The organism is Dyella sp. 2HG41-7, assembly GCF_021390675.1.
GTDB lineage: Bacteria > Pseudomonadota > Gammaproteobacteria > Xanthomonadales > Rhodanobacteraceae > Dyella_B.
This window is the reverse complement of sequence record NZ_JAJEJV010000004.1, coordinates 1,104,683-1,124,476: the sequence shown is the minus strand read 5'-3', so window position 1 is coordinate 1,124,476 and position 19,794 is coordinate 1,104,683. Positions and strand designations below refer to the sequence as shown.

Annotated in this window: 12 protein-coding genes and 1 riboswitch; of the genes, 4 read left to right on the top strand and 8 right to left on the bottom strand. The window is 61.2% G+C overall.

All coding sequences use genetic code 11. The features are described from left to right. Nucleotides 1-78: 78 nt before the first annotated feature. Nucleotides 79-330, bottom strand: a riboswitch (cobalamin riboswitch). Between the two features lie 293 nt (nt 331-623). After that, nucleotides 624-3,125 carry a TonB-dependent receptor gene (locus L0U79_RS06310; protein WP_233841031.1) on the top strand — a complete coding sequence of 834 codons (2,502 nt, stop codon included), beginning with the start codon at nt 624-626 and terminating at the stop codon, nt 3,123-3,125. 215 nt (nt 3,126-3,340) lie between these two features. Here L0U79_RS06310 and clpB read toward each other — a convergent pair whose 3' ends face one another. The 3 genes from clpB to rluD form a co-directional block, all read right to left on the bottom strand. After that, nucleotides 3,341-5,923: an ATP-dependent chaperone ClpB gene (clpB, locus tag L0U79_RS06305; protein ID WP_233841030.1), complete on the bottom strand. Its 2,583-nt coding sequence runs from the start codon at nt 5,921-5,923 to the stop codon at nt 3,341-3,343. 130 nt (nt 5,924-6,053) lie between these two features. Next, complete coding sequence (gene pgeF, locus L0U79_RS06300) at nt 6,054-6,800, bottom strand: peptidoglycan editing factor PgeF (protein ID WP_233841029.1); 747 nt, start codon at nt 6,798-6,800, stop codon at nt 6,054-6,056. Nucleotides 6,801-6,813: 13 nt separating this feature from the next. Then, nucleotides 6,814-7,785, bottom strand: a complete 972-nt coding sequence (gene rluD, locus L0U79_RS06295; RefSeq protein WP_233841028.1) for a 23S rRNA pseudouridine(1911/1915/1917) synthase RluD — start codon at nt 7,783-7,785, stop codon at nt 6,814-6,816. Nucleotides 7,786-7,858: 73 nt separating this feature from the next. Here rluD and L0U79_RS06290 point away from each other — a divergent pair, with 73 nt between their 5' ends. Next, nucleotides 7,859-8,719: an outer membrane protein assembly factor BamD gene (locus L0U79_RS06290; RefSeq protein WP_233841027.1), complete on the top strand. Its 861-nt coding sequence runs from the start codon at nt 7,859-7,861 to the stop codon at nt 8,717-8,719. Nucleotides 8,720-8,795: 76 nt separating this feature from the next. Here the strand turns inward: L0U79_RS06290 and L0U79_RS06285 are convergent, their stop codons facing one another. Continuing rightward, entirely contained in the window at nt 8,796-10,436 is a 1,641-nt protein-coding gene (locus L0U79_RS06285; RefSeq protein WP_233841026.1) for an NAD+ synthase, read from the bottom strand. 296 nt (nt 10,437-10,732) lie between these two features. Here L0U79_RS06285 and L0U79_RS06280 point away from each other — a divergent pair, with 296 nt between their 5' ends. Further along, complete coding sequence (locus L0U79_RS06280; RefSeq protein ID WP_233841025.1) at nt 10,733-12,493, top strand: diguanylate cyclase; 1,761 nt, start codon at nt 10,733-10,735, stop codon at nt 12,491-12,493. 5 nt (nt 12,494-12,498) lie between these two features. Here the strand turns inward: L0U79_RS06280 and L0U79_RS06275 are convergent, their stop codons facing one another. From L0U79_RS06275 to sucC, 4 genes are all read right to left on the bottom strand, one after another. After that, complete coding sequence (locus tag L0U79_RS06275; RefSeq protein ID WP_233841024.1) at nt 12,499-14,682, bottom strand: NAD(P)-binding protein; 2,184 nt, start codon at nt 14,680-14,682, stop codon at nt 12,499-12,501. Next, entirely contained in the window at nt 14,682-15,659 is a 978-nt protein-coding gene (locus L0U79_RS06270; protein ID WP_233841023.1) for an acetoacetate decarboxylase family protein, read from the bottom strand. Before L0U79_RS06270 ends, L0U79_RS06275 begins: the two co-directional genes overlap by 1 nt. A gap of 168 nt (nt 15,660-15,827) precedes the next feature. Then, nucleotides 15,828-16,703 (bottom strand): succinate--CoA ligase subunit alpha, encoded by an 876-nt coding sequence (gene sucD / locus L0U79_RS06265; protein WP_233841022.1) that lies wholly within the window; start codon nt 16,701-16,703, stop codon nt 15,828-15,830. A 14-nt stretch (nt 16,704-16,717) separates the two neighbouring features. Then, nucleotides 16,718-17,878, bottom strand: a complete 1,161-nt coding sequence (gene sucC, locus L0U79_RS06260) for an ADP-forming succinate--CoA ligase subunit beta (protein ID WP_233841021.1) — start codon at nt 17,876-17,878, stop codon at nt 16,718-16,720. A gap of 304 nt (nt 17,879-18,182) precedes the next feature. Between sucC and L0U79_RS06255 the strand changes: the two genes are divergently transcribed. Then, nucleotides 18,183-19,787, top strand: coding sequence for an ATP-binding protein (locus L0U79_RS06255; protein ID WP_233841020.1), 1,605 nt, complete (start codon nt 18,183-18,185; stop codon nt 19,785-19,787). Nucleotides 19,788-19,794 lie beyond the last annotated feature (7 nt).

Here is a 19,794-nt window from a genome sequence, read left to right as displayed (position 1 = left end):
GCGTGACTTGCACAAGGGCAACGGAGGAAGCGGTAACTGCATCGCGATGGATGCAGCGACCCGACACGGCCCTCCGCCTGTCTGGTTTCAATGCGAGGCCGGTCTCCGGGCTTGCGAGCGAAGGCTTGCGCCTCCCGATCCACGCCTTCCCATGCTCCAGGATGCTCGGAATTGATCAGAGCTTCTTTCAGCACAGTGGCAGTGAGTGGACGGTGTGCTCGCTTACCGTTGCGGGGGCAGCTCCGGGATTGCCGCGCGAACGCGACGCACCGGATTCCCGTTTCAACCGCCAGCTATGCGCAAGCGGTCACCTCAACTCGACGATCTTAGAGCCTGCACTCTGGCGCGCCTAGCCTGGCGTCGGAGAGGTTTTCTACACGCCACCTAGACGACCGGATAACGATGCTGGCTGCAAACGCAGGTTCCGAACACGTAGCAACTTGCGCAGGGTGGGATCGAAGGCAGCCGCAGCGGGCCTCTCATGCGAGCTAAGCACATGCTCAACTTGGATATTCTTATTTGGACTTTGAATCGCCTGATGATCCATTAGGTGCGTGGCGCTATTGTCACTAACCTGAAATTGTTGCTAAGCAGCAAATTTTACGTTTAGGGGAATACACCGAATGAAAAAAACCAATAACGGGTTCGACCGCAACGCGCCCACGAAACACACTCGCCATTTGAACGCCTTTACACCACTCGCTGCCGCGCTCCTGCTTGCGTTGGCTTCCAACGCCGCCGCACAGGACGCATCGCAAAGCGCCCTCCCGTCCGGCAACACGAAGAATCTGCAGGCGGTGATCGTCACCGGTACGCGCACGCAAAACCGTACCGATAGCACGTCGTTGTCGCCGATCGACGTGGTTCCCGCATCGGCGCTGCAGAGCACCGGCACCACCGAACTCACTACTGCATTGGCGCGCCTGATTCCGTCGCTGAATTTCCCGCGCCCATCGGCGACCGACACCACCGACTCGCAGCGTCCCGCGCAATTGCGCGGCCTCGCACCGGACGAAGTGCTGGTGCTGGTGGACGGCAAGCGCTGGCACACCAGCTCGATGGTGAATGTGGACGGCACCATCGGTCGCGGTTCGTCGCCGGTGGATCTCAATACGATTCCGCTTTCCGCGATCGATCATATCGAAGTACTGCGCGACGGCGCGTCCGCGCAATACGGCTCCGACGCGCTGGCCGGCGTGATCAACATCATTCTCAAGCACGGCGCGCAAGGCGGCTCGGTCGAACTCGACGGCGGCAAGTACGAGCGCGGCGGCGGCAAGCAGTGGCAAGGGTCGGCCAACTTCGGCATTCCGTTGAACGGCGACAAGGGCTGGCTGCGCATCAGCGTGGATGACGGCCATCAGGATCCGACCAACCACGGCGGCGTGGATATTCGCTATCCGCAGCTCGGCGAGAAACAAGTGTTCGGCGATCCCACAGTCAGCCAGCACAACCTGTTTCTGAATTCGCAGTACGACATCACCAGCAACATCCAGTTCTACGCATTTGGCAGTTATCACGCGCGCAATGCGATTTCCGACGAGTTGTATCGCAATCCGTTCGGTTACTCGTCGTCGGTGAAATCGCTGTTGACAGCGCTTTATCCGGACGGATATCAGCCGCTGTTGCAGGCGCGCAGCACCGATCAGCAATTCGTAGCCGGCGTACGCGGCACCACCAGCGGCGGTTGGCGTTGGGATGTCAGCGCCAACTACGGCGGCAATCGCGTGTCGCTGGATACGATCCACACGGCGAACTACGCCTTCCTGCACGACTTCGGCTACACGCCCACCCAATTCTTCGATGGCATCGTGTCCTCGTCGGAACAGGTGGCGGATGTCGATATCGCCAAGGACTTCAACCTGAGCTGGCTGCCCAATGCGGTAACGCTCGCGTTCGGCGGCGAATACCGGCGCGATACGTATCAGATCAGCGCGGGCGATCCGAGTTCGTATTACATCGGCACGTCGGGCGTGAGCGGCGGCGCGCAAGGTTTTAGCGGCTACAGCCCGGTCAATGTCGGTTCGTGGAGCCGCAGCGACGTCGCGCAATATGTGAGTTTGGAAACCAACCTGACCGACAAGCTCGGCACCTCGTTCGCCGTGCGCCACGAGGATTACAACGATTTCGGCAACACGGTGTCCGGCGCGCTGGCGGCGCGTTACGACTTCACCGACCGCTTCGCCTTGCGCGGCAGCGTGTCGAGCGGCTTCCGCGCGCCGTCGCTGGCGCAGGAAGACTATTCGCAGATCGGCTCGCTCTACCTCACGCCGAGCAACACCGGCCCCGGCATCGCGCCGGGCATTTACCAAACGGGTCTGCTGCCGGTAGGAAATCCGGTGGCGCAACTGCTGGGCGCGCAGGCGCTGCGACCGGAGCGCTCGCATAACTACACCGTGGGCGCGGTGTTCAATCCGATCGACGCGCTAACGCTCACCTTCGACGTCTACCAGATCAATGTCTACAACCGCGTGGTGCTCTCCAACACGTTGAGCGGACTGAACAAGCCGGTGGTGGTGGACTACCTGGCGGCCAACGGCATCACCAACGTCGCCTTCAGCTCCGCGCAGTACTTCACCAACGCGGTGGATACGCGCACGCAAGGCGGCGATCTGGTCGGCAGTTATCGTTCCGATTTCGGCAATGCCGGCGCGCTGCAGAGCACGCTGAGCTACAACTACAACCGCACGCAGGTCACGCATGTGGCGGCGAATCCGGAACAGTTGGATGCGCTTGGACTGCAGTTGCAGCGCGTCACGTATCGCGATATCAAGGGCTTGCTTGCCAACTCCACGCCGCGCAGCAAGTTGATTCTCAACGAGAACTACTCGCTCGGTCACTGGGCGCTCAATGGCAACCTAACGCGTTACGGCAGTTTCACCGCGTACAGCAACAGTTCGTATCTGCTCAATCAGACCTTCAGCCCGCAATGGGTGCTCGATCTGGCAGGCAGTTACAACCTCGACAACTGGACATTCACGCTTGGCATGGACAATGCCACGAACAGTTATCCGGACAAGGTGATCGCTGCTAATAACAACAACGGCACCATTCCGTATTCAGAATTTTCACCCGCGGGCTTCAATGGGCGTTACTATTACACCAAAGTGATCTATCACTGGTGATTCGACCCACTGCCAATCCTGTGCGATCCATGCATGAAAATCCCGGCCATTGGCCGGGATTTTTTTATGCGCGTTACGCAATGCACTCCCTCCCCTGCTTGCAGGGGAGGGCTGGGGTGGGGTTGCACGTGCTTGCCGCGATGCTGACATTCGAAGTGCGATTGAAGACTTCACCCCACCCCAACCCTACTGCACGTAGGGGAGGGAGTTGTTCCTCAGTGTTTGTGGAAAGCCAAATGTCCGCCTTCCGCGCCCACTACGATCGTATCGCCCGGTGCGAAGCGTCCTTCCAGAATTTCCTTCGCCAGCGGATTTTCCAGCTGCTGCTGGATCGCACGCTTGAGCGGGCGCGCGCCGTACACCGGATCGAAGCCGACATTGCCCAGCAGATCCAGCGCCTTCTCGTCGATCTCCAGTTTGAGCTGACGCTCTGACAAGCGCTTTTCCAGGCCGACCAGCTGAATCGCCGCGATCTTGCGGATCTGCTTTTTCTCCAGCGGGCGGAACACCACCAACTCATCCAACCGGTTGATGAACTCAGGGCGGAAATGCGCCTGCACGACGCCCAGCACGGCCGCTTTCATCTGCAGATAGTCGGCTTCCGAATCGCCGGCTTGCTCTTGAATAAGCTGCGAGCCGAGGTTCGACGTCATCACGATGACGGTATTGCGGAAATCGACCGTGCGGCCCTGCCCGTCCGTAAGACGCCCGTCGTCGAGCACTTGTAGCAAGATGTTGAACACATCCGGATGCGCTTTCTCCACTTCGTCCAGCAGGATCACGCTGTACGGGCGACGACGCACCGCTTCGGTGAGATAGCCGCCTTCCTCGTAACCGACATAACCCGGAGGCGCGCCGATCAAGCGCGAGACGGAGTGCTTCTCCATGAATTCGCTCATGTCGATACGCACCATCGCGTCCTGCGTGTCGAACAGGAATTCGGCCAACGCCTTGCACAGTTCCGTCTTGCCCACGCCGGTGGGACCGAGGAACAGGAACGAACCGTACGGACGATTTGGATCGGATAGACCCGCGCGCGCACGCCGAATCGCGTCGGACACCGCGCGAACCGCTTCATCCTGCCCGACCACGCGCTTGTGCAGCGATTGCTCCATATGCAGCAACTTGTCGCGCTCGCCTTCCAGCATTTTGGAGACGGGAATACCTGTCCAGCGCGACACCACTTCAGCGATCTCTTCCTCCGTGACGCGATCCTGCACCAGTTTGAATTCCTGCTGCTCGGCCGCTTGCGCCGCGGCGAGCTGCTTTTCCAATTCCGGCAAGCGGCCGTACTGAAGCTCGCTCATCTTGGCGTAGTCCTGCCGGCGCTGCGCGCCTTCGAGTTCCAGGCGCGCCTGCTCGATCTGTTCCTTCACTTTCGTCGCGCCTTGCAGCGCGGCCTTTTCAGACTTCCAGACTTCGTTGAGGTCGGAGAATTCACGCTCCAGTTTCGCGATATCGGCGTCGAGATCGGCGAGGCGTTTCTTCGACGCATCATCGGTTTCCTTCTTCAGCATCTCGCGCTGAATTTTCAGCTGGATCAGGCGGCGTTCCAGGCGATCGAGCTCTTCCGGCTTGGAGTCGATTTCCATGCGGATGCGCGAGGCCGCTTCGTCCATCAGATCGATGGCTTTGTCCGGCAACTGACGATCGGTGATGTAGCGATTGGACAGCGTGGCCGCGGCGACCACCGCCGGATCGGTGATTTCCACGCCGTGATGCACGGCGTAACGTTCTTTCAATCCGCGCAGGATGGCGATGGTGTCTTCTACGCTCGGTTCGCCGACAAACACTTTCTGGAAACGGCGTTCCAGCGCGGCGTCTTTTTCGATGTACTTGCGGTATTCGTCCAGCGTGGTGGCGCCGATGCAATGCAGTTCGCCACGCGCGAGCGCGGGCTTCAGCATATTGCCGGCGTCCATCGCGCCATCGGCTTTGCCCGCGCCGACCATGGTGTGCAACTCATCGATAAACAGAATGATCTGACCTTCGTTTTTCGATAGGTCGTTGAGCACAGCTTTCAGGCGTTCTTCGAACTCGCCGCGAAATTTCGCGCCGGCGATCAGCGCGCCCATATCGAGCGCGAGCACGCGGCGGTCGCGCAGACCTTCGGGCACTTCGCCTTTCACGATGCGCTGCGCGAGACCTTCCACGATGGCCGTTTTGCCCACACCGGGTTCGCCGATCAATACGGGATTGTTTTTGGTGCGACGCTGCAGCACCTGGATCGTGCGGCGGATTTCTTCGTCGCGACCGATCACCGGATCGAGCTTGCCGCTTTCGGCGCGCGCGGTAAGGTCGACGCAATATTTCTCCAGCGCCTGGCGCTGATCTTCCGCGTTTTCGCTTTGCACTTTTTCGCCGCCGCGCAATTTTTCGATCGCGGCTTCGAGATTGGCTTTGGTGGCGCCCGCAGCTTTCAACGCCGCGCCGAGTTCGCCTTTATCTTCCAGCGCCGCCAGCACAAACAACTCGCTGGCGATGAATTGATCGCCGCGTTGCTGCGCGAGTTTGTCAGTGAGATTGAGCAGGCGCGTGAGTTCGTTGCCGGCGTGGATATTGCCTTCCTGACCGCTGACTTTGGGCAGCCGGTCGATCAGCTCATTCACCCGTTGGCGAAACGCTGGCACGTTGACGTGCGCCTGCGTCAGCAAGGGCGCCGTCGAACCGCCTTGCTGATCGAGCAAAGCGGCCATCACGTGCACCGGTTCGAGCATATTGTGATCGCGTCCCACGGCCAGCGATTGCGCATCGGCAAGCGCCTGCTGGAAACGCGACGTGAGTTTGTCCATTCGCATCGAGGTATCCCCAAAAAGGTTTTGGCGGACACGCCGCCACTGCCCAAAAAGATGCGGACAGTGCGGGGCGATTCAAGCGGAATGCGGATCGAATTCCACCGGCATATTAAGCCGTGGGTTGGGCTGGAACCTAAGGTTCGAGCCAGATTAGGCTGGCGAAGCGGCCGCTGCGGGCGCCTTCGCGCCGATAGGAATAAAAACGAGCATCGCCACGGGTATCAAACCCGCCGCCGTAGATGCGCAGCACGCCCGCCGCCTCCAGGCGCTGCCGGGCAAGCAAGGCCAGATCGCAAAGCCAGTGGCCGGGACGCGTGGGCGTGAACGCGGATTCCGCCGCTGGGTGGTGATGCAGAAAGGCTTTGCGCACTTCCTCGCCCACTTCGTACGACGGCCCGCCGATGCAGGGGCCGAGCCACGCCAGCACGTTTCCAGGGGGTCTCTGCATATCGTCGATGGTCTCTTCCAGCACGCCCGCGGCGAGCCCACGCCAACCGGCATGCGCCGCGCCGATCACGCTGCCGTCGTCGGCGCAGAACAACACGGGCAAACAATCGGCGGTGAGAATCGCCAGCACGGTGCCGGGCAAATGCGATACCGCGGCGTCCGCTTCGGGTTCGACGGGACTGGGCAGCGGCCCAAGATCGGCCACTACGGTGCCGTGCACTTGCTTGAGCCAGCGCGGCTCGGCCGGCAACGCCAGCGATTGGCGCAACGCGCTGCGATTGCTGTGCACGACGGCGCCATCTTCGCCACTGCGCAAACCGAGGTTGAAGCGCCCGAACGGCGACTGCGACACACCGGGACCATCGCGCGTCGTGATGGCCGCATGCACGCTGCGCGGCGCGGGCCAGTCGGGAAAGATCCAGGCGTCGGTCATGGAAGACACCGCGTCAGTCGTCCGTGCCGTTGGCGGCCAGATCGTCGCGAATGGCGACGATCAAGGCATTCATATCGTCCGGTCGCGGCGATTCGAACGACAGCGTTTCGCCGCTCACCGGATGCACGAACGACAAACGCTCCGCATGCAAAGCCTGACGACGGAACCCGCGCAACGCGGCGACCAGTTCGGGTGTCGCGCGCTTGGGCAGCTTCAAGCTGCCGCCGTATAGCGGATCGCCGACGAGCGGATGACCGATATGCGCCAAATGCACGCGGATCTGGTGCGTGCGTCCGGTTTCCAGATTGCACTGAATCAGGCTGTGGGCGCGAAAGCGTTCGCGTAGACGATAGTGCGTGACGGCGTGCTTGCCATCCTCTTCGTCGCGCACCGCTTGTTTCAATCGGTCGGTGTGATGACGGCCGATCGGCGCATCGACGGTGCCCCCGGCGATCAGCGCGCCCAGCACCACGGCTTCGTACTGACGCTCCACATCGTGACGGGACAACATGTCGACCAGCGCCGTGTGCGCGGCGAGCGTCTTGGCGACCACCATCAGGCCGGACGTGTCTTTGTCGAGCCGATGCACGATGCCGCCGCGCGGCAATTCCGCCAGCTTCGGATCGTGATGCAGCAGCGCGTTGAGCACCGTGCCGGCCGGATTGCCGGCGCCAGGGTGCACCACCAGACCGGCCGGCTTGTTCAGCACCAGCAGGTGTTCATCTTCATGCCGGATGTCCAGCGCGATGGCCTCGGGCGCGCTGGCGACTTCGACCTCCAGCTCCGCCTCCAGTAACACACGCTCGCCGCCTTTGAGCAGCTGGCGCGGCGCGGCCGGCGCGTTGTCCAACGTGACGGCGCCGGCCTTGATCCAGGTCGTGAGCCGGGAGCGGGAATAATCGGGGAACATCTCGGCCAAGGCCTGGTCGAATCTCCGACCCGCCGCCGAGAGGGGGACAATCGCCTCGTGACGGATGACGGTCATGCGGCCGAGCTCCCCGGCCGGCGGCCGGTTTCGGCTATCATCCCTTTTCGCTCAAACATCTGAACCCTACCTCATGCGCGTAACCAAGCTGCCGGCTAACCCGACAACTGTCCTTAAAGTACTGATCGTGCTGGTTCTGGCACTGACGATGAGCGCTTGCTCGTGGTTCCGGCGCGGCGGCGATCCGCTCGACACCCTGCCCGTGCAGCAGCTTTACGCCAAAGCGCATAACGATCTCGTCCATGCCGATTACTCGGCAGCCGAGAAAGCGTACCAGCGTCTGATCGCCCGCTTCCCGTCCGGCCCGTTCAATGAGCAATCCCAGCTTGAGCTGACGTACGCTCAATACAAGAACAACAAGCCGGACGACGCGTATTCCACGATCAACCGCTTCATCAAGACCAACCCGCTCAATCCGCACGTGGATTATGCCTATTACTTGCGCGGTATGATCAATTTCGATCGCACTACCGGCATTATCGAGCGCACGTTCTCCGATGAGGCCAAAGGTGCGCAGGCGCGCCGCGACCAGGGCTACAACCTGAAATCGTTCGACGATTTCGCGGAACTCAGCCGCCGCTTCCCCGACAGCGCCTACACGGCCGACGCCCGCCAGCGCATGATCTACCTTCGCAACGTGCTGGCGCAGTACGAAATCAACGTGGCCGAGTTCTATCTACGAAACAAGGCGTATGTAGCATCGGCCGACCGCGCGCAGTACGTGATCGAGCACTATCAGGAGTCGCCGCAGGCTGGCGATGCGCTGGCGATCATGTGCCGCAGCTATCTGGCGCTGGGCCAGAAGCAGCAGGCGGAGCAGGTGCGCCAGGTGTTGACGACCAACTATCCGGATCATCCGTACCTGAAAGACGCCCGGTGGCCGCACTCGCCGTCGATCATCCGCAAGATGATTCCGTTCTCGGGTCACTACTGAGTCATCGCTTCACAGAAAACAAAAAGCCGGTGCGCGTCGAGCCACCGGCTTTTTTATTGGTTGAAGTTTTTGCGCGCTATTTCCAGCCCGACGTGATCGGATAACGACGCTCGCGGCCGAACGCGCGCGTGGTCACGCGCGGACCCGGCGCCGCCTGACGACGCTTGAATTCGTTGATCAGCACCAAGCGCACCACACGATGCACGGTGCTTTCATCGAAGCCTGCGGCAATGATCTCCGCCTGCGATTGTTCGTCCTCGATAAAACGCGCAAGGATTGCGTCCAGCTCGTCGTACGGCGGCAAGGAATCTTGATCGGTTTGATTGTCGCGCAGCTCCGCGGACGGCGGACGCTCGATCACCGCAGGCGGAATTACCCAATCGTTCGCGTTGCCGGTTTGGCGAGTTTCCGCTTCGTTGCGCCAGCGTGAGAGGCGATATACCTCGGTTTTGTACACGTCCTTCAACGGCGCATACGCGCCGCACATATCGCCGTACAACGTGGCGTAGCCCACCGCCATCTCGCTCTTGTTGCCGGTCGCGAGCAACAGTCGACGATGTTTGTTGGACATGGCCATCAGCATCACACCACGCGTGCGCGATTGCAGATTTTCCTCGGTGATATCCGGCTGCTTGCCGGCGAACACCGGCGTAAGCGCCGTGATGAACGATTCGTAGACCGGCTCGATGCCGATCACGTGATAGTCCACGCCAAGCCGCTCGGCCTGTTCGCGCGCGCCGTCGAGCGAAAGCTGCGAGGTGTAACGCATCGGCATCATCACCGCCGTGACGCGATCGGAGCCCAGCGCATCCACCGCAAGCGCCAGGGTAAGCGCCGAATCGATGCCGCCGGAAAGACCCAGCAGCACGCCATCGAAACCGTTCTTGTCGATGTAATCGCGAATGCCGCGCACCAGCGCCACATACAGCGTCGCTTCGTGCGAGGTATCCGGCACGCTGGGCCAATCGCGAGCATGCAAGCTGCGATCTTCCGTATCGAAATCCACCCACAGCAGCGCATCGACGAACGTCGGCGCGCGCGCGGCGATGCTGCCATCGCCGTTGACGAGCATGGAACCGCCGTCGTAGACCACTTCGTCTTGCCCGCCGACGAGGTTGAGATAAATAAACGCGCAACCGGTTTCTTTGGCGCGCGCGACCAGCACTTCTTCGCGTGCCGCCTGTTTGGCGTCGTCCCAGGGCGAGGCGTTGATCACCACGATCAGCTCCGCGCCAGCGGCCGCGGCTTCTGCGGCGGGTTCCGCCTGCCATACGTCTTCGCAAATCAGATAGCCAACGCGAACGCCGTCTACGACGGCGACCGCGCTGCTGTGGCCGCGCCGGAAATATCGCTTGTCGTCGAACACGCCGTAATTGGGCAACGCTTGTTTGTGCGTGATCTGGGCGATCTGGCCGCCGCGCAGAAACGCGGCCGCGTTGTAAACCTCGCCGAGGCTGTGCGGAAAACCCACAATCGCGGCCAATCCGTTGGTATCCGCCGTCAGTTCTTCGATCGCGTCTTGGCACGCCGCGAGAAAGCTCGGCCGAAGAAGGAGATCTTCCGGCGGGTAGCCGCTGATTGTGAGCTCAGGAAACACGGCCAGCGATGCGCCGCCTTCGTGGGCTTGCGTCATCAGGTCGCGCACTTTGACAGTATTGGCGGCGACGGCGCCAACGGGGAAATCGTGCTGAGCCAGCGCCAGGCGAAGTACGGCCATCGGTTTGTCATGGTCCAGGGACGGTGGGTGCTAAATGGTAGTCGAAGCGGCGTTGGACAAGGCATTTCCCTTAAGGCCTGGTCAACCCGAAAGGCACGCGCTCACGCCATTGGACCATCGGAGCGACGCAAATTTGGAACCCGATGCCTCGGCGACGTCGGTCCACCCGCTTTCGGTGAGTTTCGCAATGAATCGAAACCCACCGAAAGCCGCGAAGATCCGCCATTTCTTCCTGCGCCCAGCCCCCTGTGCCAGTGCTACCATCGCCGGACGCAGACTGGCTAAGGGGCGCAGCTTTGCGTCGTCACTTGCACGCGCAGGAACCCGCGTTGCGGCGGTCGCTGGACCGTGGCCTGGTCAGCCTTTTGCTTTGCTTTTTCGTGTTGATCGGTCGGCCGACGCCGGTCGACGCCCGGCCTTTGCAGCTCTTCGGTCCCGCGCCACAGTCGCCGCCGCTCGCCACCTATCAGGCCGACGTGAACGACGCCCGCCCGCAAAGCTACGCCGAATTGAATCATTGGCTGGCCGCACGCCCGCCATTGCCGTCGGTCAATATGCTCGGCGGCGATTTCTGGCTGGTGGCGCGCTTCACCCCGTCGAAACCCGCGTCCGCCTGGGTGGTGACGTTCGACAATACGTACTACGACAGCGCCCGCATGCTTGTGCTGGGCGACGATGGTTCGCAGCAGTACGTAGAGACGGGCGCGACGCAGGATGTCTACGAAGTGCCGCGCGGCGTTGCCGCCGTGACGCTGACGCCGGGGCATCGCTATGCGGTGGTGATTCGCGTGACGTCCAAGTTTTTTACGGCCATGCCGCGCGTCGACGTGCAGACGCGCGCCGAATATCACCAGCGACGAACCAATGAATCGGCGCTTATGCTCGGCTCGCTGGGCGTGCTGTTTGGGCTGGGCATTTTCATTTTGTTCGTGGGTTTGTGGATACGCGATCAGGGTTATCGGCTTTACGGATGCCAGGCGTTGATCCTGGTCGCCGGCTGGGGCTTCTTTTTCGGCGTGCCGCAAAGTTGGCTGGGTATCGACACGGAGCCGGTCAACTTCGCGCAGTGGTTCATTCTGCTTCCCGTTGTGCATGCGCGCTTTACGATTCGCTTTCTGGATTTGCGTCGGCATGCGCCGCAGATGGCGCGCGTAGGTTATGGCATTGCGGTGGCGGCCATTATCGCGCTGCCGGTATCGCTGCTCTTTCCGAAGTTGGCGTTTCTTATCGCCACGTTCGCGGTGTCGATCGTGGTGCTTTATTCGGCGGGCATGGGTTTGTGGGCGTTGTGGCGAGGCGTCCGCCGCGCGCGCTTTTTCACCTTGGCGTTTATGGCGGTTCTGGTGCCGGGCGTGATCATTCTTCCGGTCAACTTCGGCTTGATTCCCAGCATGGTGGACAACGCCGATCTGCTAACATTGATGGGCAATGCGTGCGAAGCGATGTTGCTGGCGTTCGCGTTGGCCGATCATGTCAAATTGGTCGAAGACGGCCGCGAGCGCTTTCGCCGCGGCATGCAGGAAGCCATCGCCAAGGCTTCCATCGATCCCTTGACGGGCCTGGGTAATCGCCTCGCCTTCAACGTGATGGTCGAAGAGATCACGCGCCGCGAAAACACCAATCCTGCGCAGGGCACCTGGCAGATCGGCATGATCGATCTGGACGGACTCAAACTCGTCAACGACAGCCAAGGTCACGAACGAGGCGATGATTTGTTGCGCGCCGTCGGCGAGGGCTTGGCGCGCCTGGGCGACTTGATCCGAGCCTTTCGCCTGGGCGGCGACGAATTCGCAGTGATCGCCTACGGCGACGAACTCGGGCAGCAACGTTTGGCGCGCGCGCTGGGCGAACTGGATCAATCGCTGCGCCACAGCGATTTCCCCGGCGCCGGCATCAGCTTCGGGTTATGCAGCGCGCCGCCGGATCAACGCCGTTTCAGCAGCGCCGATTTCACCGAGCTGGTGCGCCAAGCCGATCGCACTATGTATGCGCACAAGTCGTACCGCCGCACCGAACGCCTTAGCGAGCAGGCGCTGCCTGAAGCGCGCTCCGAGTAATCAGGCTACCAACCACGCTCGCCTTGAATGTGCGCGGGCACACCGCAAATCGCCCTGCTCGCCTGCATACCCCCCATCACGGCCGCTTCCACGCAACCCGCGTCGAGTCCGGTTTTCAACCAATCGCCCGCGAGAAAAAGATTGGCGAAACCGGATTTATCAGCGTGCAATCGATACTGGCTCGTGTTGACCAACGACAACACATAGCGCTCGGAAGGATCGACATTCGCACGCCAATACTGACTGTCGAAGCGCGCTACACCTGCGCCTTCCTTAGGATCGACCAGCCAGTTCCATGGAAATCCCCGATGGCCCACTTCGCTCCAGAGCGCGCCGATATCCGTTTGCAACTGATGAATCGCCGTCGCCTTCACTAAGGTGGCGCAGCGCGCGGGAAAATCGCTGTCTCCAGGCTGCGGATAGTTATCGAGCGCCAGCGCGTTGCAGAAGTAGCCGATGTTTTTCGGCGTGTGATCCGGCGGCCATGTTTCGCGGCACAGCAATTGATCCATCGACGCCCAAGTGTCGAACGGCTCGGTGAATCCCGATAGCACGGGCTCTTCGTCGTTTTCGCCGCGATCGCTCCAGCCGATGCCCTGCAAATCCTGATTCAACCAGACCTGGTAAGCCTGCGTCGCAACGGCTTCGATGTGATCGCTGCATCGCTTCAGCGCATCGCTGATTTTCAACAAAGGCTGCGCCACCACAGCAAGGCTCGCGACCGACAAACCGAACACCACGTGGTCGAAATCGATGCCTCTACGCAATGTTTTATGCGGCAGCGATGCGCCGGTCGCCTGGCGATACACGTCGGGCCAATTCGTCCAATGGCTTTCCAGATTGACGTCATGCGCTTGAAGCAAGGCCGCTTGCCGGGGATCGATCTGCTCGTAACACGGCTGCGAAGGCCAGCATGGCAACCCGTTTACGTCGACCAATGGCTCGTAGTTATCGCCGAGCAGCGCAATCTGTTGCTCCAATTCGATCTCGTCGACGTTTGTATTGGACGCATCGGGGCGCAACTCGCACAACTTGTGGAAATAGTGGAATTGCACACCACGGCGCTTGAGCACTTCGTACACCGGCGCAAACACCACATCGCCCATGCCGGCTTGCATCTTGTACATCAACGCGCCGCGATAACTCAGGCCCACTTTGAGCATGCCGCGCAACATGGTGCCGGCTTCGATATTGGGTTGTGCGGGATTGCCATTTCGATAGGCAAACACTAGATCGTAAAAGCCACGCACGGGCGCACCGTTCACGCTGACTGGTTGCGCGCCGTGCTGCGTCAACCAGGCGCGGAAGTCGATGTGGTTGATGACTTCGAAACCCTTTCCGATCACGTCGTCCATCAACATACCGACACCGACAGCTAACGATGTATCCAACGCCAAATACAGTCGACGCCAGTCGTCGGACCAGGTATCGGGATCGCCAAATGGCGCAGCGACATCGTGCAGAGCGTGTTGAAGCTCCTGCAACAACTTCAGCACGGCCGGCCAATCGGCGGCCGCGGCGCCGTCGCCCGGCGCGGATTTCGCGGACGAACGCGCCAAGTCTCTCGCCTTGCGCGCAACCGTCAAGGGATCGCCCACGTCTTCGTATGCCGTCAGGCCGGCGCGCGCTGCCGCCAGCAAATCGTGCAATCGACTTTCACGATGTTCGCCCATGCGAAAGGGCGAACCCGCATGTTTGAGAAACGTCATCGCCCAGGATTCGAACCACGAACGTTGCCAATCCAGCAATTCACCCACGATGTCGCCGATCGTTTCAGGCCCGCGCGGCATGCCGGGCGTGCCGGGCAATTGCGGCGTATCGATCGGCCACACGCGCCAACTCGCTTCGATAAGTTCGGCGAGACAAACGAAATGCTGCGGTTTGAACGCATCCGTCCAGGCCGCCAGCGGGCTGCCGGGAGGACGCGCGAGTTCCGCATACGTTTGTTGCATGAGTTGAAATGCGTTGTCGTAAAAGCCGAACCAGATATGCAATCCGTGCTCTTCGATACGCTGCGCCATGCTTGCATTGCGTCCGCTAGCTCCTTTGCCGCCGAGTCGCCAACCCATTTGATAGACGTCGATCTGATAGCGCTCTTGCCAGTTCTCCACGCTGCTCAACCAAAACGCAGCCGTCATCGCTCCTACACCGCCACCGAGAATGGCGATGCGCTCGGGTTGTGTTTCCATCAATCGTGCTCCTTGCGAATGGAGTTATCGACCAACTCGACGCCCTCGCCGACCTCAAAATCGAAATCGATGCGAAAGCCGCAATGCGCTTGCTGCAACCCAACCTTCCAGCCCAGCGTTCGATCGAGCGGAAAGCTGTCGAAGGGATGCAGTCGCATGTCGTAGCGACCGCTCAAGAGCGCGAGCGCGCGAATTTCTTTGACTTTGGCCGGTGCGGCGACAATGGCTTGATACACCGCGCGATGCCCGGTGCCGTCGGGAAATTGTTTGAGGAAGATCTGATCGACGCCGGGAAAAAATTCGAACCATTTGTCGAAGGTTTTGCGCCACGCCGGATGCGTATCCCAGAAACCCGGCGTTTCATGCATGGCCGCAACCAACCCTTCGCGCCACGCAAGCACATCTTTCGTGGGCTCATCGAGCAAGCCGGGCAACGCATCCAGATCGAGCAAGGGATGCATCGCCAATTCGGATTCCGGCGAAAACGGTTGAAAGCCTTTGGCCGCGAGACGAAACGTGGTGGGCAGTTCGTCCGGATTCGGCATGGCGTACAAGCAGTCGTATTTCGGATAGCCGTACAACTCGCGACCGTTGATCAACGCCATAGCGTCGTCGACCCAAATGTGCAACGGATACGCGTAAAACGTCGGCAACACCTCGCCCGGCTTGGTCGCGCCCACCATCACCCAAGTAACGATGTCGACTTCCTTCCCCCAACCCTTCACCACATCGACGGGATATGCGCTATGCGCGTGGCGGATCTCGGCAAAACTCAGCAACACGTAATGCGTAAGCACAGCGAAGTGCATGTCGCCGCGACTGCAATCGTTGAGCGTGCGATCGATGCTCTTTTGCAACGCATTTAAATCGCCGGGCACCCAGAAACCGTACAGACGCGCCTTCTGCAGCGCGAGCGGCGGATGCATCAACGGCGAGCCGGGCGGATACAAGAACGGCGGACGTGACGAAGCGGTCATGCAGAGCACCCCCCAATGCCATCATGCGCGGAGCTTTACGCTGGCACGAAACGCACGCGTTGTCGAATGACATATCGGCGCGCGTTGTGGAGTGTTACAAGCTTGAAACATCGCCCAACAAAAAGGCCGCGTTGCCGCGGCCTTTTTGCATGCGTCGATGACGACGACTTACTTCTTCAACAGACCTGCGAGCGTCTTGCCCAGATCCGCCGGCGACTTCACCGTGGTGACGCCGGCCTTTTCCAGCGCAGCGAACTTCGCCGCCGCCGTGCCCTTGCCACCGGAGATGATCGCGCCGGCATGACCCATGCGCTTGCCGGCCGGAGCCGACGCACCTGCGATGAACGACACCACCGGCTTCTTGACGTATTCGCCGATGAATTCAGCCGCTTCTTCTTCCGCGCTGCCGCCGATTTCACCGACCATGATGATGCCTTCGGTCTGCGGATCGTCCTGGAACAACTTCAAGCAGTCGATGAAGTTCAGGCCGTTGATCGGGTCGCCGCCGATACCGATACAGGTGGACTGACCCAGGCCTTCGTTGGTCGTCTGGAACACGGCTTCGTACGTCAGCGTGCCGGAGCGCGACACGATGCCAACCTTGCCCGGCTTGTGGATGTGACCCGGCATGATGCCGACCTTGCATTCGCCCGGCGTGATGATGCCGGGGCAATTCGGTCCGATCAGCACGGTTTCCGGATGCTGCGCCAGCACGTTCTTCACGCGCAGCATGTCGAGCACCGGAATGCCTTCGGTGATCGTCACGATCACGCGCACGCCGGCGTCGATCGCTTCGAGGATCGAATCGGCGGCGAACGGCGGCGGCACGAAGATCACCGACGCGTCGGCGCCGGTTTCTTCCACCGCTTCGGACACGCTGTTGAAAACCGGCAGACCGATATGCTCGGTGCCGCCCTTGCCCGGGGTCACGCCGCCGACAACTTTGGTGCCGTAGTCGATCGCCTGTTCGGCGTGGAAGGTGCCCTGCTGGCCGGTGAAGCCCTGCACGATCACCTTGGTGTTTTTATTGACCAAAACGCTCATGGTTTACTCGCTCCTCACTTCGCGGCGGCCACGGCTTTCTTCGCCGCGTCGTTGAGATCGTCGGCCGGCGTGATCGCCAGACCGGAGTTGGCCAGCAGCTCGCGGCCCTTCTCCACGTTGGTGCCCTGCAGGCGCACCACCACCGGAATCTTCAGGCCCACTTCCTTCACCGCGGCAATGATGCCTTCGGCGATCAGGTCGCAGCGAACGATGCCGCCGAAGATGTTGACCAGGATGGCCTTCACCTTGTCGGAGGAAAGAATCAGCTTGAACGCTTCGGTGACGCGCTCTTTGGTGGCGCCGCCGCCAACGTCGAGGAAGTTGGCCGGCTCGCCGCCCGCCAGCTTGATCACGTCCATGGTGGCCATGGCCAGACCCGCGCCGTTGACCATACAGCCGATGTTGCCGTCCATGGTCACGTAGTTGAGGTTGTGCTGCACGGCGGCCGCTTCGGCGGCGTCTTCCTGCGACAGGTCGCGCATCTTGGCCAGGTCCGCGTGGCGGAACTCGGCGTTGTCGTCGGAGTTGACCTTGCCGTCGAGGGCGGCGAGGTTGCCGTCTTCGAGGATGGCGAGCGGGTTGAGCTCGACCAGCGAGAGGTCTTTCTCGTTAAAGAGCTTGTACAGGCCCAGCATGATCTTGGTGAGCTGGGTTACCTGCTTCGCGTTGAGATCCATCGCGAAACCGAGCTGGCGGCACTGGTACGGCTGCAGGCCTTCGACGAAATCGACCACGATGGTGTGGATGTCGTCCGGCGTTTCCTTGGCCACCTGTTCAATGTCCACGCCGCCGTGCTTGGAGGCGATAAAGGTAACGGCCTTGCTGTCGCGGTCGACCAGGATCGACAGATACAGCTCTTTGGCGATGTTCGTGGCATCGGTGACCAGCACCAGGTTCACCGGCAGCGCGCGGCCGGCGGACTGGTAGGTTTCCATGTTCTTGCCCAGCATGCCTTTGGCGGCGGCATGGACGTCATCCAGACTCTTGCAGAACTTGACGCCGCCGGCCTTGCCGCGGCCGCCTGCGTGGATCTGGGCCTTGACCATCCACTGCGAACCACCAAGGTGCTTGGCGGCGTCGACGGCGGCGTCGGGGGAATTGGCAACTTTGCCCGGCGGCACGGCGATGCCGTACTGCGCGAACAGCTCTTTAGCCTGGTACTCGTGGAAATTCATTCGATACCTCGAGTGAATGGGGAAAAATCGAGCTTGTGCGGTAACGACAGCACAAGCTTGGGAGGACGGACGGCGGTGAAACGCACTACCGGCTTGCAGTGCGCTGCGGTCGTGGTTCGCCACGACGAAAACCGCGCAATACGGCCCGATATTTTCGCGGAAGCCGGCCGCGATGGAAAGGGGCGGGCCCGAAATACCCTCACGACGCGTAAGGAGAACGGCTACATAGCGGGCGAGACTTTCCTACCGATACACTGACCCAAACCCACCTGCCGAGCGCCCAAAACCCGTGTCCAGCCGCGCGATGTCCGATTCGCCCAACAGCACGACGACCCGCCACGAGCTTTTATTCCTGAATTATTTCAGGCTGGCCCAGGCCCTGGTTTATTCCGGCCTGGCCTTCACCCCAGCCGGCATGGGTTGGCCGCACCTGGACAATATCGAGCTCGCCCGTCTGGTCGCGGCCGGCTACCTGCTGTTCGCCCTCGGGGTGGTTTCCCTTACGCATATGACCCGGTCGCTGGGTTGGCTCGGGATTCTGGGCACCCTGGTCGTGGATATAGCGGCGGCGGTGCTGGCCATCGCCGCCATGAACGACGCCCGCATCGGCATCGCCATGATGCTGGCGATGAACCTAGCGGCCGGAGCGCTGCTGCTGCCGCTGCGCCTGGCCTTGTTTCTTGCGGCGCTCGCGACCCTGGGCGTCTTGGGGCGCAGCTTTTTTTTGCTGCCGCATGCGGCGGCGACCGACGACCGGGATCTGCTGGAATCGAGCCTGCTCGGCATGGCTTATTTCGCGATCGTGGTGCTGTGTAATGTTTTAGGTCGCCAACTGCGCGCCAGCGAAGCGCTGGCCGAGCAGCGCAGCATCGATTTGGTCAACCTGTCGCAGGTCAACGAGCTGATCATCCGGCGCATGAAAACCGGCGTGATGCTGGTGGACGACGCCAATCGCATCCATCAGATCAACGAGGCGGCGTGGATGCTGCTGGGCAATCCATCGTCCGATCAACGCGATCTGGGGCGCGTCGCGCCGGAATTGTCGCGCCGCCTTTATCACTGGATCACCTCGGGCAAGCTGGACGAAACCGCCACGCAATTGGCCGACGGTATGCCCGAAGTGGTGCCGCGATTCAGTCGCCTTGCGCCGAACGACGATTCCCTGGTGCTGATTTTTCTGGACGACACCTCGCTGGTATCGCGCCGCGCCGAAGAACTCACACTCGGATCGCTGGGACGCCTGTCGGCTTCGATCGCCCACGAGATCCGCAATCCGCTCGCGGCGATTCGCTACTCCGCCCAATTGCTGGCCGAGTCTACCGAGATGGGCCCCACCGATTTGCGCATGGTGGAAATCATCAACAACCACTGCAGTCGCCTCAACGACATCATCGAAAATATTTTGCAGTTGTCGCGACGCGAGCGATCGCGACCCGAGTCGCTGAATCTCGGCGATTGGTCGCAAAGTTTTGTCGAGGAATACAAGCAAGGCAACGATCTGGGCAACGATTCGTTGCGCGTGATCGACAACAGCGCCGCGCCCGTGATCGCGGTGGCCGATCCGCAGCAATTGCATCAAGTGGTGTGGAATCTGGTGCAAAACGCGCTGCGTTACGGACGCATGCCCGGCGAATCGGCGCGCGTGCTGGTGGTGGTGCGTCACGGCGAACACGGCGTACCGATTCTGGAAGTGATCGACCGCGGCCCGGGTATCGCGCCGAAAGTCGCGGCGCAGATTTTCGAACCCTTCTACACCACGCACGAATACGGCACCGGCTTAGGGCTCTATCTCGCACGACAAATGTCGGAAGCCAATCAAGCCGCGTTGGAATACGTGCGCGTGGCTGGTGGCGGCAGTTGTTTCAGATTGGTGCTGACGCCGCCGGTGCGGATCGAACCGGCGGCCTGACGTCGAC

What these genes read in the sequence shown, in the direction of transcription:
- L0U79_RS06255 (WP_233841020.1), top strand. Translation starts at nt 18,183, where the DNA reads ATGTCCGATTCGCCCAACAGCACGACGACCCGCCACGAGCTTTTATTC.
- clpB (WP_233841030.1), bottom strand. Translation starts at nt 5,923, where the DNA reads ATGCGAATGGACAAACTCACGTCGCGTTTCCAGCAGGCGCTTGCCGAT.
- L0U79_RS06270 (WP_233841023.1), bottom strand. Translation starts at nt 15,659, where the DNA reads ATGACCGCTTCGTCACGTCCGCCGTTCTTGTATCCGCCCGGCTCGCCG.
- L0U79_RS06275 (WP_233841024.1), bottom strand. Translation starts at nt 14,682, where the DNA reads ATGGAAACACAACCCGAGCGCATCGCCATTCTCGGTGGCGGTGTAGGA.
- L0U79_RS06285 (WP_233841026.1), bottom strand. Translation starts at nt 10,436, where the DNA reads ATGGCCGTACTTCGCCTGGCGCTGGCTCAGCACGATTTCCCCGTTGGC.
- rluD (WP_233841028.1), bottom strand. Translation starts at nt 7,785, where the DNA reads ATGACCGTCATCCGTCACGAGGCGATTGTCCCCCTCTCGGCGGCGGGT.
- sucC (WP_233841021.1), bottom strand. Translation starts at nt 17,878, where the DNA reads ATGAATTTCCACGAGTACCAGGCTAAAGAGCTGTTCGCGCAGTACGGC.
- L0U79_RS06310 (WP_233841031.1), top strand. Translation starts at nt 624, where the DNA reads ATGAAAAAAACCAATAACGGGTTCGACCGCAACGCGCCCACGAAACAC.
- sucD (WP_233841022.1), bottom strand. Translation starts at nt 16,703, where the DNA reads ATGAGCGTTTTGGTCAATAAAAACACCAAGGTGATCGTGCAGGGCTTC.
- L0U79_RS06290 (WP_233841027.1), top strand. Translation starts at nt 7,859, where the DNA reads ATGCGCGTAACCAAGCTGCCGGCTAACCCGACAACTGTCCTTAAAGTA.
- pgeF (WP_233841029.1), bottom strand. Translation starts at nt 6,800, where the DNA reads ATGACCGACGCCTGGATCTTTCCCGACTGGCCCGCGCCGCGCAGCGTG.